The organism is Hymenobacter aranciens (assembly GCF_030580865.1).
Lineage (GTDB): Bacteria > Bacteroidota > Bacteroidia > Cytophagales > Hymenobacteraceae > Hymenobacter > Hymenobacter aranciens.
On the sequence record NZ_JAUQSY010000016.1, the window covers coordinates 143,786 to 156,080 of the forward strand.

At 65.5% G+C, this 12,295-nt stretch carries 10 protein-coding genes; all 10 read right to left on the reverse strand.

Annotated elements, in window-relative coordinates:
- Positions 1-41: 41 nt before the first annotated feature.
- The 10 genes from Q5H93_RS20410 to Q5H93_RS24260 all read right to left on the reverse strand — a co-directional run bounded on the left by Q5H93_RS20410 (position 42) and on the right by Q5H93_RS24260 (position 8,247).
- On the reverse strand, positions 42-647 hold the full coding sequence (locus tag Q5H93_RS20410) for an RNA polymerase sigma factor (RefSeq protein WP_305008542.1): 606 nt from the start codon (positions 645-647) through the stop codon (positions 42-44).
- Between the two features lie 203 nt (positions 648-850).
- Positions 851-1,345, reverse strand: coding sequence for a GNAT family N-acetyltransferase (locus Q5H93_RS20415; RefSeq protein WP_305008543.1), 495 nt, complete (start codon positions 1,343-1,345; stop codon positions 851-853).
- Between the two features lie 13 nt (positions 1,346-1,358).
- A complete protein-coding gene (gene arsB / locus Q5H93_RS20420; protein ID WP_305008544.1) occupies positions 1,359-2,441 on the reverse strand; it encodes an ACR3 family arsenite efflux transporter in 1,083 nt (360 codons plus the stop codon).
- Positions 2,431-3,207, reverse strand: coding sequence for a metallophosphoesterase family protein (locus Q5H93_RS20425; RefSeq protein ID WP_305008546.1), 777 nt, complete (start codon positions 3,205-3,207; stop codon positions 2,431-2,433). The genes arsB and Q5H93_RS20425 overlap by 11 nt, the downstream gene beginning before the upstream one ends.
- A 24-nt stretch (positions 3,208-3,231) precedes the next feature.
- The gene (locus Q5H93_RS20430) at positions 3,232-3,687 is read right to left on the reverse strand and encodes a DUF6428 family protein (protein ID WP_305008547.1); all 456 of its coding nucleotides are present in this window, start codon (positions 3,685-3,687) and stop codon (positions 3,232-3,234) included.
- A gap of 28 nt (positions 3,688-3,715) precedes the next feature.
- A complete protein-coding gene (locus tag Q5H93_RS20435) occupies positions 3,716-4,051 on the reverse strand; it encodes an ArsR/SmtB family transcription factor (RefSeq protein ID WP_305008548.1) in 336 nt (111 codons plus the stop codon).
- Positions 4,052-4,259: 208 nt separating this feature from the next.
- Positions 4,260-4,955, reverse strand: a complete 696-nt coding sequence (locus Q5H93_RS20440; RefSeq protein ID WP_305008549.1) for a hypothetical protein — start codon at positions 4,953-4,955, stop codon at positions 4,260-4,262.
- Positions 4,956-5,002: 47 nt separating this feature from the next.
- Positions 5,003-5,704, reverse strand: a complete 702-nt coding sequence (locus Q5H93_RS20445; RefSeq protein ID WP_305008550.1) for a hypothetical protein — start codon at positions 5,702-5,704, stop codon at positions 5,003-5,005.
- A 377-nt stretch (positions 5,705-6,081) separates the two neighbouring features.
- Positions 6,082-6,816, reverse strand: coding sequence for a hypothetical protein (locus Q5H93_RS20450; RefSeq protein ID WP_305008551.1), 735 nt, complete (start codon positions 6,814-6,816; stop codon positions 6,082-6,084).
- A 288-nt stretch (positions 6,817-7,104) separates the two neighbouring features.
- Entirely contained in the window at positions 7,105-8,247 is a 1,143-nt protein-coding gene (locus Q5H93_RS24260) for a T9SS type A sorting domain-containing protein (protein WP_369811078.1), read from the reverse strand.
- Between the last annotated feature and the right edge of the window lie 4,048 nt (positions 8,248-12,295).

A 12,295-nucleotide genomic window follows, 5' to 3' on the forward strand; every position in this document is an offset into this window, starting at 1 on the left:
TAACACCTAACACCTAACACCTAACACCTAACACCTAACACCTACTCCGTAAACAGCTCATCATACAATGTCTGCAACCTTTTTCTAAGGTGCTTCACCGCGTAATGCTTGCGCGAAATAAGCGTTTTGAGCGGTACCCCCGTTTCGGCCACCATGTCGTTGAAGGACTTATCCTCCAGCTCGTGCCACACGAATACCTCGCGCTGGTTGGCGGGCAGCTCAGCCAGGGCTTCGCTGAGGGCTTCCATGAGGGTTTCACGCAGCAGGCGGTTTTCGGGCGAGTCGGTGGCGGCGGGCAGCAGGTCGGCCAGCATAAGGCCCTCGCCGTCGTCGTTGGCCTCGGCGCTGCCGAAGGCTTCTTCGAGGCTCACGGGGCGCTTGCGGCGGTAGAGGTCGGTGATGCGGTTGCGGGCCACGCGGAAGAGCCAGGCCGCGGCCTGCTCCACGGGCTTGAGCAGGCGGTAGCTTTCGACGAGCTCGGCGAAGACGTCCTGCAGCAGGTCTTCGGCCTCGGCTTCGTCGGGGATGCGCCGGCGGATGAACTGCAGCAGCCGGGGCCGCTGCTGCCGCACGGCTTCGGCAATCTGACGGTCTTGCTGGGCCGTGCTCATCGGGGGCGTAAGGGGGTGGGGGAGGGACAGGGTCATTCGGAATTCCTAAACTGACTGCGCAGACGCGGAGATTCCCGGAATATTTTACCCGAAGTAACAACAAATAAAAAGCGGCCCCGTAGCGGGGCCGCTTTTGCTATATTTCTCGCAGCGGGCTGCTACTCTACCGCCAGCCGCCGCACCACGGTGCCCGCGCTACTCACGATGCGCAGCGAGTACAGCAGCGCCAGCCATACTTACTACACCGCCCCCACCACCGCACTGCGCCGCTCCAGCAGCACCGTGTTGCGCCACTCGCCGCGCAGCTGCCCGATGCGCTCGCGCCGGCCTACCGTACGGAAGCCCTCGGCGGCATGCAGGCGCAGGCTGGCGTCGTTGTTTTCGAAGATGCCGGCCTGCAAGGTCCAGAGGCCCTGCTGCTCGGAGGCCTCGACCAGGGCGGCCAGCAGCTGCCGGCCCACGCCCTGCCCCCGGGCGGCGGCGGCCACGTACACGCTCACCTCGGCCACGCCGGCATACACGCAACGGCCCGACACGGGCGTGAGGGCGGCCCAGCCCAGCACCTGGCCATCGGCTGCGGTGGCCACCAGGCGGCAGTGGGGCAGGTGGGCCTGGTCCCAGGCTTCCCAGGCGGGGGCGGTGGTTTCGAAGGTGGCCAGGCCGGTGGCAATGCCTTCTTCGTAGATGGCGCGCACGGCGGGCCAGTGGGCGGGGAGCAGGGGTTGGATTTCCATAAAGAGGAGAGAATTAGGAAACAGCGTACAGCCGGCGGCGCAGCCAGCGGGCGGCATTCACTAATAAGATAAGGGCCGGCACTTCGATGAGCGGGCCCACCACGCCCGCAAAGGCCTGCCCCGAGTGCAGCCCGAATACTCCGATGGCCACGGCAATGGCCAGCTCGAAGTTGTTGCCGGTAGCGGTGAAGGCCAGGGCGGTGTTTTCGGCGTAGGGCGCGCCCAGCCACTTGCCTAGCCCGAAGCTCAGGAAAAACATCAGCCCGAAATACAAGCCCAGCGGCAGGGCAATGCGCAGCACATCCAGCGGAATGCGCACCAGGTTTTGCCCCTGCAAGCTGAACATAACGACGATGGTAAACAGCAAGGCCACCAGCGTGAGTGGCCCGATGGCCGGCAGAAACACCTGTTCGTACCAGGCCGCGCCGCGCCAGCGGCGCAGGCCCCAGCGCGACGCAAAGCCCGCCGCCAACGGCAGCCCCAGGTACAGCGCCACGCTCGGCGCCACGTCGGCCATGCCCACGGCTACGGTGGTGCCGCGCAGGCCCAGCAGCGGCGGCAGCACCGTGAGCAGCAACCAGGCCAGCACCGGGTAGAAGAGCAGCTGGAAGATGGAGTTGAGCGCCACCAGCCCGGCGGCGTACTCGCGGCTGCCGTCGGCCAGGTCGTTCCACACCAGCACCATGGCAATGCAGCGGGCCAGCCCAATCAGCAACAGGCCGGTGAAGTAGGCGGGGTGCCGGGGCAGCAGCCAGGCCGCCAGCCCAAACATCAGCAGCGGCCCCACTACCCAGTTGAGCAGCAGCGAGAGGCCGATGAGCCGCTTTTGCCGGAACACGGCCGGTAGCTGCTCATACTTCACCCGGGCCAGCGGCGGGTACATCATCACGATAAGGCCCAAGGCCAGCGGCACGTTCACGCTGCCCACGGTGAAGTAGTTGACCGCCTCGCTCACGCGGGGCACGAAGTAGCCCAGGGCCACGCCCAGCGCCATGGCCAAAAATATCCACAGCGTGAGGCCGCGGTCGAGGGCCGAGAGCCGGCGGGCAGCCAGCGCGGCGGGGGCGGGCGGCGCTGGCAGGGGCTTAGTAGGCACGGCGGAGCATGTCGGCGTATTCGTTGGGCAGGGGCGAGGCCTCCACGGCGCGGGCGGCCTGCTCCACGTCGTAGGGCACGCGCACCAGCTCGGCGCGCAGGCTGTGCGGGTCGGCGAGGGTGGTGTTTTCGTCGAGGTGCAGCAGGAGGTAGGCGGCGCGCGGGTCGCCGTCCTTGGGCTTGCCCACGGAGCCCAGGTTGAGGGCGTGGCGGTAGCGGGTTTCGCCGGTTGCCGTCTGGTAAGGCAAGGCGCGGTGGTAGGGCTTGTGGGTGTGGCCGAAGAGCAGCACGTCGGCCCCGGCCTCGGCCAGCAGGCGGTTGAAGCTGCCTTCGGGGAAGTCTTCAAACAAATACTGGTTAATGCGGCGCGGCGAGCCGTGTACCATCAATAGGCTCAGCGTGCAGGGCTCGTCCTGAAAGTCGAGGCGCAGGTGCTTGGGCAGCAGGCGCAGGTAGCGGCGCTCCTCGGGGCCGATGACCTGGTTGGTGAAGGCAATGCTTTGGGCGCCCAGGGCTTTGTCGGCGTCGGTCTGGTAGGCGCAGCCGCAATCCGACGAGGCGAGGCCGATGCCCTGGTCGTAGTTGCCGGCCAGGGTGGGGATGCCGCGGCGGCGGATTTCATTAACCACCTCGTTAGGCCAGGGCGCGTAGCCCACCAGGTCGCCGAGGCAGAATACCATGTCGGGCCGGCGCTGGTCGAGGTCGGCCAGCACGGCGTGCAGGGCCGGCAGGTTGCCGTGAATGTCGGAGAAAAAGGCAATGGTCATGGCCGTCGGAATGGTCTGGAACGCCTAGCAGCACCCGCCGCCCGGCGCGCAGGCCAGCACCGGCAATTGCGGCAGCGCCACGGCCGGGATGCCGCAGGCATCCGAGGCCAGGCAGGCGGTTTGCTTGAGGGTAAGCACGAAGTCGCGCCCGTCGAAATCGAGCCCGAACTTGCCGATGGTGGCCTGCTGGTACTCCACTTCGATGGGCAGGCTCTCATCCGGCCCCAGGATTTTCTCCGACAGCCGCAGGATGTGCAGGAACTTCTGCGGGGCCAGGCGGTGGTCGTAGTCGCCGGCCTCCCAGAGCTGGAAGTTGGCGGCGGTTTCGCGGCGCTCGGTGCCGCCGCAGTCGATGAAGTGCTTATTGACCAGCCCTACCTCCGTGACGTGGAAGTGCGCGGGCAGGTACGTGCCGTCGGGCAGGCGGAAGTTCACGGCGTCGAGTGTGGGCAGGGCGGTTTTCAGTTCGGCAATGGTCATGGGGAAGGAGGGAAAAGAAGAAGAGAAACTAACAATCACAGGAAGAAGCCTCAGGCGGCAGGGCGGCCAGCAGCTCGCCCCACAGCCGCCGGGCCAGCTCCCAGCCCGCCGGGGCCAAGCAGTAGCAGGTGCGCGGCCCGCTGATTTCGCCCTGCACCAGCCCGGCCGCCCTGAGCTCCTTGAGGTGCTGCGACACGGTGCTCTGCGACAAGGGCAGCTCGCTCACCAGCTCGCCGCACACGCAGGCGTTGCGGGCGGCCAGCAGCCGCACAATGGCCACCCGCGCCGGGTGGCTCAGGGCCTTGGCCACGGCCGCCAGCTGCTGCTCGGCCTCGGTGAATTCGGAACGTTTGGCGTGGGCCATGGGGCAGGGCTTATCGTATGTTTACGATGGCAAAGGTAATACTCTTATCGTATTCGTACGATAGGCAAGCTGAGTTTTTTTCGGCGCGCCCGCCGCGTCAACGGATACTTAGCCCCCAACCGCTACAAAAAAGTGCCCTCCCGGCTACAGGAGGGCACTTTTGTGCGCGACTGCTGCGCTTGCGGAATTGGGTTCCGCAGCCAGTCCTTCAGGCGTCGTGCTCGGTATCGAAATACGCCCGCCTGGTGTCGATAATGGACCAGTCGTCGTCGGGAAACAGGAAGGGCAGCAGCCGGGGCAAATCGTACACCTGGCGGCGGTCAACCATATCCAGACGCTTGAAGTCCTCGAGCGAGCAGTAGAGCAGCTGCCAGTTGCGGGCCCCGTGCCAGGCCAGGGCTTTGCGCACGTACTCGCCGGGCGTGAGTTCGATGGGCACGATTTCGGGGCGCAGGAACACGGCCAGCCCCTTGTACGCGCGCGCGGCTTCGTCGTAGAGCAGCATCGTCGGGATGCCCGTGTCCAGCGGCGAGGCCATGTCGAAATACCGGGCGTATTCCTTCAACGGGTCATAGGCACTCATTTGCAGCTTGTTGCCTGGGTCGCGCACAGTGGCTCCAATGGCGTTCAGGTCAATGCTACCGTCGAAATAGTCGTAGCCGCCCGGCAGTTCGAGCCCCGGTTTGTGCGTCCAGATGACGTGAATAATCTCGTCCAGCGAAAACAGCCCCCAGTCGTCGGGCGGGATGGCAAAGCCATATTCTTCCTCAAAGAATGCTGCTAGTCGGGCAAGCCAGCTTGCCGGCTGGGCATTATAATCCGATTCCCGGTAGCACAACTCTATCCGGGGATTAGCGGCCAGCCGGCCGATGTATTCCTGCATCTGCAGAGAAAAGTTTTCCATGAGGGGTACGGGGGTGGGGGGAAGAAGCAGGGTTATCAGGGCGCCGCTCAGGCGGCCAACTCGGTGTCGAAGTACGCCCGCTTGGCTTCGATGATGGACCAGTCGGCGTCGGGAAACAGGCGGGGCAGGGCGTCTTTGAGGCGGTACACCTCCCGGCGCAGGTATAGCGGCAGGCCCTCGAACTCCTCCAGGTCGCAGTAGAGCAGCTGCCAGCCGTAGGCGCCGTGCCAGGCCAGGGCGGCGGCGGCGTACTGGGCCAGGTCGAGGTCGAGCTTCACCAGCTCGGGGCGCAGGAAGGCGTAGAGGCCCAGCAGCTGGCGCTGGGCGCGGTCGTAGAGCAGCATGGTGGGCAGCACCGTGTCCTGGTGGCCGCTGTTGTCGAAGTAGCTGGCGTGTTCGGCGCCCGGCTCGGGCACGTCCATCTGCAGCCGGTACTTTCGGTGGCTGACGCTCATGCCGATGGTCACCATGTTGAGGCTGCCCACGAGCGGGTCGGCCAGGGCCGGGTGGCTGGGGTCCGGGTGGCTTACCCAGGCAATGTCCATGCCCTCGCCGTACATGCTGAAAAACAACTCCCACCCTGCTTCCGGCACTACAAAGCCATATTTGCTCAACTGAAAGGCGGCCGCATCGGCTAACTCAAGCGCGGGATTAGGCACATAGCTGAACTTCTCTTCCAGTAATTCGATGCGGGGATTCGTAGCTAGTTGCGTGAGCAGGTGCTCAAACTGGGCGAGGAGGGAAGCCATCAGGGAATACATGCGGGTGAGCCGGCAAGATAGCAGGGCCGCCGCGTTACGGGGCGGCTCGGCCGGCGGCGTCGGCCGCAGGAGCGCGGCAGTAGCGGGCATTTCACTTATCCGGTCCCTACAAAGCCCGTTCCCGACCTGCCCCAAACGCACTCCGGGCGGCCCCGCCATGCGGAGCCGCCCGGGGCTGGCCTTATATAGGATTTACATTTTTCAGACACCTTCAAAAAGCCAGGGGCTCTGAAAAACGTTTTTCAGAGCCCCTGGCTTTTTGAAGTACCTTGTAAAACGTTTTTCAGGCACCTTCGAATTGCCAGGGTGTCTGAAAAACGTTTTTCAGACGTCGTAGCTTTTCGAAGGTGCCTGAAAAACGTTTTTCAGACCGGCTGGCTTTCCGAAGGTGTTTCCGCGTCGTCGGCGTCGGACTTATGGTAGGAGGGCGGCAGCACCGAGAAGTCGAAGTAGTCGGCCACGCGCTCCGGGGTTTTGTAGTAGTGGGCCAGCAGGGCGGCATACACGCCGAAGAGCTCCACCAGCACATCCGTTTCGTCTTTGACCAGGTCGGTGCCGGCGGTTTTCACCTGCTTCTTGCGTTTGTCCTGCGTCTGGCGGGCGGTTTTAAACCCTTCCAGCAGCGCGTTGGCATCGGCCAGCAGGGCCGCGCCCTCGGGCACCTTGCCTTTGTTCGCCGTCAGGGTTTCCACGAAGGTGCCGAAGATGGTGCCCAGCTCCCGGCGCGAGGCGCTGGAAAACTGCGTGCGCCCCTGCGGGAAAAACAGCTTGAACACATCCGGGGCTTTTACTTCCAGCGAGGCAAAGTTCACCTTGTAGGCGTTTTTCATAAACTGCTTCACGAGGCGGTAGGCCGTTTCGGCCAGCAGCGTTTGCTGGCCCTGCCCGGCCAGGGCCCCCGCCTTGCCGGTGAGGCCGGCGTCGAAGTCGTCGTAGAGCGGCTGGATAATGTCGATTTTCTTCTGCCACAGGTCGCCGTCGTTCAGCAGCGCCTGCAGGGTGTAGCCGAGGATGGACTTCAAATCCTGCCGCGACACGACGAGGAACAGCAGCCAGTTCTGAAACTTGCGGCCGAAGAGCTTGAGCTTGGTTTTGGGCATGGTGGTAAGGGGTTTGGGGTGAGATGGTGAGAAAAAGTACGGGGCAAAGCTACCATTTGCAATAGGGGGTGCGCATCGGTAATTCTACCTATTCTCAAACACGCCAAAAAGGGCCAAAATGACAGGTTTGTTGGTAGGTTGCCAGTGGTTTAGCTGTCCGTTTTTAACACCTCTTTAGTAAAGCCCATTACGTGTTTAGCAAACCCCATTACGTGCTGGGAGCAGCCAATAAAAAAAGCGCCCGGGCAAACTGCCCGGGCGCTTTTCAAATCAAGCAACTGAACCCGTTTACTCCACCACCAGCTTCTGCACGAAGCTGCCGGCGCTGGTTTGCACCGTCAGCACGTAGAGGCCGGCGGGCAGGGGCTGGGCCAGCGGCACGGCTACATCGGCGGCGGTGAAGTCCACCACCTGCTGGCCCACGCGGCGGCCGAAGGCATCCGTCAGCAGCACCGTGGCGCGGCCGGCGGGCAGGTTGGTAGCCGCCAGGCGGAAGCCGGAGCCCTGGCTGGGGTTGGGGTAGGCCACCACGGTGGGCGCATCGGCCTTACCGGTGAAGCGCACCGCCACCACCGGCGAGTAGCTGAAGGTAGCATCGGCATCCACGAGGCGTAGGCGGTAGTAGCTCAGGCCGGGCAGGGGCTGGGCATCGCGTAGCGAGTAGCTGCGCGGCGTCGAGCTGAAGCCGGCGGCTTCCACCCGGCCGATGGGCGTGAACGTGCGGCCGTCGGCCGAGCGCTCGACCTCGAAGTAGGCGCTGTTTTTCTCGCTGGCGGTGCTCCAGGCGGTGGCCACGCTGCTGGCCTGGGCCGTGGCCGTGAAGCGGGTCAGCTCCACGGGCAGGGGGTTGTCCACGCTATTGGTCGAGGCCAGGGTGAAGAGCGAGTTATTGGTGATGCTGGTGGCGCCCGACACGGCGTAGCCGCGCGGGAAAGCCGGCGAGTACACACCCGAGCCGCCTTCGTTGGTCCAGGGGCCGGTGGCGGCGGTGCTGCGGGCAATGCGCAGGTTGCCGGGCACGTTCACGAACTCATCCAGCAGGCCCTCGGTGTTGAAGCTGAGCTGCACCGTGGGGCTGCCAATAGTGCCCGCGAGTAGGAACACGCGGTAGTAGCGGGCCCGCGAAAGGTTCGACAGCGAGGGGTCGATGCTGCCCGTGGGCTGCACCGGAATCACCTCCACCAGCACCACCGGATTCGAGCCCGTAGCCTCCTGGCGAATGGTGACGGGGCGGTACTGGCTGTTGGCGCCCACCGGGAATTCGCGGCCCATGCTGGCCGTGTTGGGGAAGCTGATGGCCAGGCGGCCCTGCACGTAGGCCGTAGAGCTGGTGCCCACGATGGGCTGCGTGGCGGTATTGGTCAGGAAAATCGTGTTCGGGCCCGTGATAAAGAAGCCGTTTTGCAGCGTCAGGATGTTGGTCACCGTCATATCGGCGTTGATGGTGCGGGCGCCGGTGCCCAGCTTCTGCAGGTTGTAGAAGGTAGTGGCGCCGTTCACGGTGGAGGATGCCCCCGACAGGAAGCGCACCAGGCTGGTGCCGGCATTAAAGGTGCCGGAGTTGGTGAAGCTGCTGTAGATGTCGAGCGTGCTGCTGGCCCCGGCATTGAAGGTGCCGGAGTTGACGTAGTTGCCGTTCACGCGCAGCAGGTTGGTGGCGGCGGTGTAGGTGCCCGCATTGGTGAAGGTGGTGCCGGCGATGATGTCGCCGGTGCCCGCCACGAAGGTGCCGCCGCTGCCGTTGGTGAAGGTGGTGCCGCTGCTCAGCGTGGCCGTGCCGCCGTTGAAGGTGCCGGTGTTGCTGAAGCTGGTGCCCACCGCGATGGGGGCGTCGGTAGCCGAGAAGGTGCCGCCCGGGCCGTTGCTCAGGCTGCCGCTCACCGTGATGGCGCCGGTATTGGCCAGCAGCGTGCCGGTGTTGCTCAGCGTGGTGCCGATGCCCACCGTGCCGCGGCCCAGGTTCAGGCTGCCGGTGTTGTTCAGCCCGGCCGCAATGCTCAGGTTACCATCGTTGAGCACGAAGGTGCCGTTGTTCACGAAGCCCAGCGTGCCGGAGGTCAGGGTCAGGTTCTGGCTGGTGATGTTGGTGGCTGCCGTGCCCGCCGTCACCGTCAGCTGGCCGTTGATGGTCAGGTCGAGGTTGCTCAGGGTTTTTGAGTTGCCGCCCGACAGTAGCAGGTTGTTATAGGTATCGCGGGCCGGCAGCAGCACGGCGGCCGAGTAGTCCACGGTGCCGCCGGTGCTGGCCACGAAAGCCGCGTAGTTGCCAGCCGGAAACAGCGCCGAGCCGATGCGCAGCGTGCCGGTGCCGGTCACGGTGTTGAAGTTGTTGGCCGCGCCGGCGCCCAGGTCCAGGATGCCGTTCAGCTCCAGCTGGGCCGTGCCGCGGCTGCTGCCGTTGGCGTTAATCTGGTGGCCGGGCAGAATCACGGTCGGGTTAGCGGCCGTGGGGAAAGTGCTGGGCAGCGCAATCGGGGCGTCCGAGCCATCCGCGTTGAGCGTCCACGACGACGCCAGGTCCCAGTTGGCCCCGCCCGGCAGGCCGGCCGTGGCCGTGCGGCTGTAGAAGGTGGGCACGATGCCGAACTCGGCGGTGTAGCCGCCGGTGTAGTCGCCGCTGAGGTAGTTCACGCCCGTCAGGGTGAGGGTGTGGGCCGTGGCGTTCACGGTGCCCGAGGTGCCGCCCACCGGCGTCCAGGCGGTGTTCAGGAAGCGGCCGGTCACGTAGCTGCTCTCGGTGCCCTGCACGTCGCCCACGAGGTAGGTGTAGGTGTGCGTCACGGTGAGGCCGCTGAAGCCGGTGCGGCTTACTTTCCAGTAGTAGTTCAGCTCGGTGTTGGCCGGGTCGGTGGTGGAGGGGTGGGCCGTGTTGATGGGCCGCACCGTGATGGCGCCGGCCGCCGTGTTGGCCGTCACGTTGAAGCGGGCCGGGGTGTACTTGGCCGCCACGCCCACCGGGAAGGTGAAGTCGCCGGCGCCGCTGGGGTAAGCCTTACGCAGGCCGAGGTCGGCCACGATGCCGTTGGTGCGGATGTAGCGCGTCGAGCTGGCCCCCACGATGGCGCCGTTGGCGGTATTGCTGAGGTACAGCAGCTGCGAGCCGATGGTGAAGACGCCCGCCGTCAGGGTCAGCACGCCGGTCACCTCCTGGTTGGCGGTGGCCGTGGCGCCGTTGGCGTTGTTCAGCGTCAGGTTGCCGAATTTGCCGGTGCCGTTGCCGCCCACGTTCTGGTTGAGCAGCGAAGTGCCGCCGATACCCAGCACGATGGCGCCGCTGCCGGTGCTGGCGTGGGTGGCCGAGTTCAGCACGTCGCCGAGGGCCGTAATGGTCTGGCCGTTGTCGGCCAGGGTGCCGCGGGTCAGGGTCAGCACGCCGCCCACGCGCACGTTGCGGTTGGCTTGCAGAGTCAGGTTGCCGGCAGTCTGGGCGTTGTTGAGCACCAAGTTGCCGAAAACGGTCAGGTTGGTGCCCGCCACGCCGGTGCCGGTGAGCTGCTGGTTCACGATGCCGCCAGTGAAGGTGGTCGTCTGGGTAGCCACGCCGGGGCGGAAGCCGCCGCCCGTCAGGCTGGTGCTGGTCGAGGAGTTGCCGTTGTTCAGGTTCTGGGCAATGTTCAGGCCCAGGCCGTTGGCGTTGAAGACCGCGAAGTCGTTGCTGATGCTCAGGCTGCCTTTCAGGGTCAGGGCGTCGGCCACGAGGCGGCCGGTGTTTACGTTGCCGGTGGTGCTGGGCTCCACGCGCAGGTCGTAGAGCGGCACGGTGCTGTCCACGTTCACCGTCACGTCGCCCAGGGTTGAGCCTGCCGTGCCCAGGGCTACCACGCCGCCGGTTACGCTGGTCGAGTCGGGTACGAGGTACAGGTCGGCCACCACGGTCGGGTTGCCGTTCGAGCGGTGCAAAGCCAGCGTACCGCCGCTCTGGCGGAAGATGCTGCCCACGTTCAGCACCTCAAATAAGCCGCGCTGGTTGCCGGTGCCGGTAGCGGCGAGGCCGTAAATGTCCACCAGGCCGCCGCTCTGGTCGAAGTGCAGCGAGCCGGCGGTGTTGGAGTTGTTGCGACGCACCTGGCCGTTCACGCGCAACGTGCCGTTGGTCACGGTGATGGTCGGGAAGCCCGCGCTGGCATACTCGATGTCGTTGCCGGCGGTGGCGGCCGTCAGGCTGGGGTCGCCCACGTTGATGGTGCCGTTCAGCACGTTCAGGCGGCCGCCCAGCATCAGGTCCGAGTTCACGTCGTTGCCCGTGGCCACGGTCACCACGGCCGCGCTGGCGTCCACGGTCAGGGCGGCGGCTTCGGGGATGTTGTAGGCCGAGGCCGCGTCGTGGATGGTCAGCGTCGAGCCGGGCTTGGCGTAGCGCAGGGTGCCGCGGGTCAGGGTCAGCCAGCTGTTGGTGGGCGTGGTCAGGGTGCCGGCCACGTCCACGGTCAGCACCGGGGTTTGGTTGGTGCCTTTGTCCACGGTCATCGTGGCCAGGGTGGTGGTGGCGCTGCCGTTGGTGCCGGTGAGGGCGGCATTGGCGGCGCCCGTAAAGGTCACGGCCACCGTTTTGCCGGTGTTGTTGAAGTCCACCGTGCCGTTGTTCAGCAGGTCGTTGGTAATGCGCAGGGTGTTGGCCACGGCCGCCCCAACGCCGTTGGCGTCGAAGGTGGCGCCGCTGTTCACCTGCACGCCGCGGTTGGCGATGATGCTGCGCAACGTGCCGTTGGGGTAGCGGAAGGTGCCGCGCTCCACGCTCAGCAGGCTGTCCACGGTCAGGTTGCCGTTGGTGCCGCTGCTCAGTAGCGCCAGGCCGGTGAAGCCGGCCAGATTACCCACCCGCAGGCGGTTGTACATGCGTAGGTCGCGGGCCGGCAGGGTGATAAGCTGGCCCGCACCCGGGTTCAGCCACAGGTTGCGGTAAGTGCCCAGGCTCTGGCCCGTAAACGAAGTCAAAGGAATAGTAAAGTCCTGGCTGCCGCTGGTGTAGTACTCCACCGTGCCGCCCGTAGCCGAGAGGAAGCCGCCGAAATCACCGCCCGGGAACTGCGCCGTGCCGGTGGCCGACGAAATCCGCAGCCGGCCCGAGCCGCCCACCACGGCATCCGGCAGCGAGCCGAAGTTGTGGCCGGTCAGGGTTTGCACGTCGAGCGTGGCGCCCTTGTCAATCTGCAGGCTGCCCGATACGGCGTTGTTGGTCGTCACGGTTACTACGTGCGTCAGGTTAGTCGCCGCATCGCCGATGAACACCGGGTTGCCGGCGCCGGGCGTGGTGGTAGCCGCCGCGCCGCTGTGGCTCACCGTGCTCCAGGGCGTAGTGGCCGGGTTGGTGTCTTCCCAGTTGCCGCTGCGGATGCTATAGTAGGCCGTCACCGGCCCGAATACCGTCGATTCGCCGGCCGTGTACTCGCCGTCGAAGTAGCCCACGTTCGGGAATTGAATCACCGACGTGGTGGCGCCTTCCACTACCTGGTTCACGTTGTTGGTGCTGGTCCAGGTG

Bases quoted from the DNA above. Each gene is read 5' to 3' on its own strand.
- Q5H93_RS20410 (WP_305008542.1), bottom strand. From the start codon at position 647: ATGACCCTGTCCCTCCCCCACCCCCTTACGCCCCCGATGAGCACGGCC.
- Q5H93_RS20415 (WP_305008543.1), bottom strand. From the start codon at position 1,345: ATGGAAATCCAACCCCTGCTCCCCGCCCACTGGCCCGCCGTGCGCGCC.
- Q5H93_RS20425 (WP_305008546.1), bottom strand. From the start codon at position 3,207: ATGACCATTGCCTTTTTCTCCGACATTCACGGCAACCTGCCGGCCCTG.
- Q5H93_RS20430 (WP_305008547.1), bottom strand. From the start codon at position 3,687: ATGACCATTGCCGAACTGAAAACCGCCCTGCCCACACTCGACGCCGTG.
- Q5H93_RS20435 (WP_305008548.1), bottom strand. From the start codon at position 4,051: ATGGCCCACGCCAAACGTTCCGAATTCACCGAGGCCGAGCAGCAGCTG.
- Q5H93_RS20440 (WP_305008549.1), bottom strand. From the start codon at position 4,955: ATGGAAAACTTTTCTCTGCAGATGCAGGAATACATCGGCCGGCTGGCC.
- Q5H93_RS20445 (WP_305008550.1), bottom strand. From the start codon at position 5,704: ATGGCTTCCCTCCTCGCCCAGTTTGAGCACCTGCTCACGCAACTAGCT.
- Q5H93_RS20450 (WP_305008551.1), bottom strand. From the start codon at position 6,816: ATGCCCAAAACCAAGCTCAAGCTCTTCGGCCGCAAGTTTCAGAACTGG.
- Q5H93_RS24260 (WP_369811078.1), bottom strand. From the start codon at position 8,247: ATGACGGTGACCAACATCCTGACGCTGCAAAACGGCTTCTTTATCACG.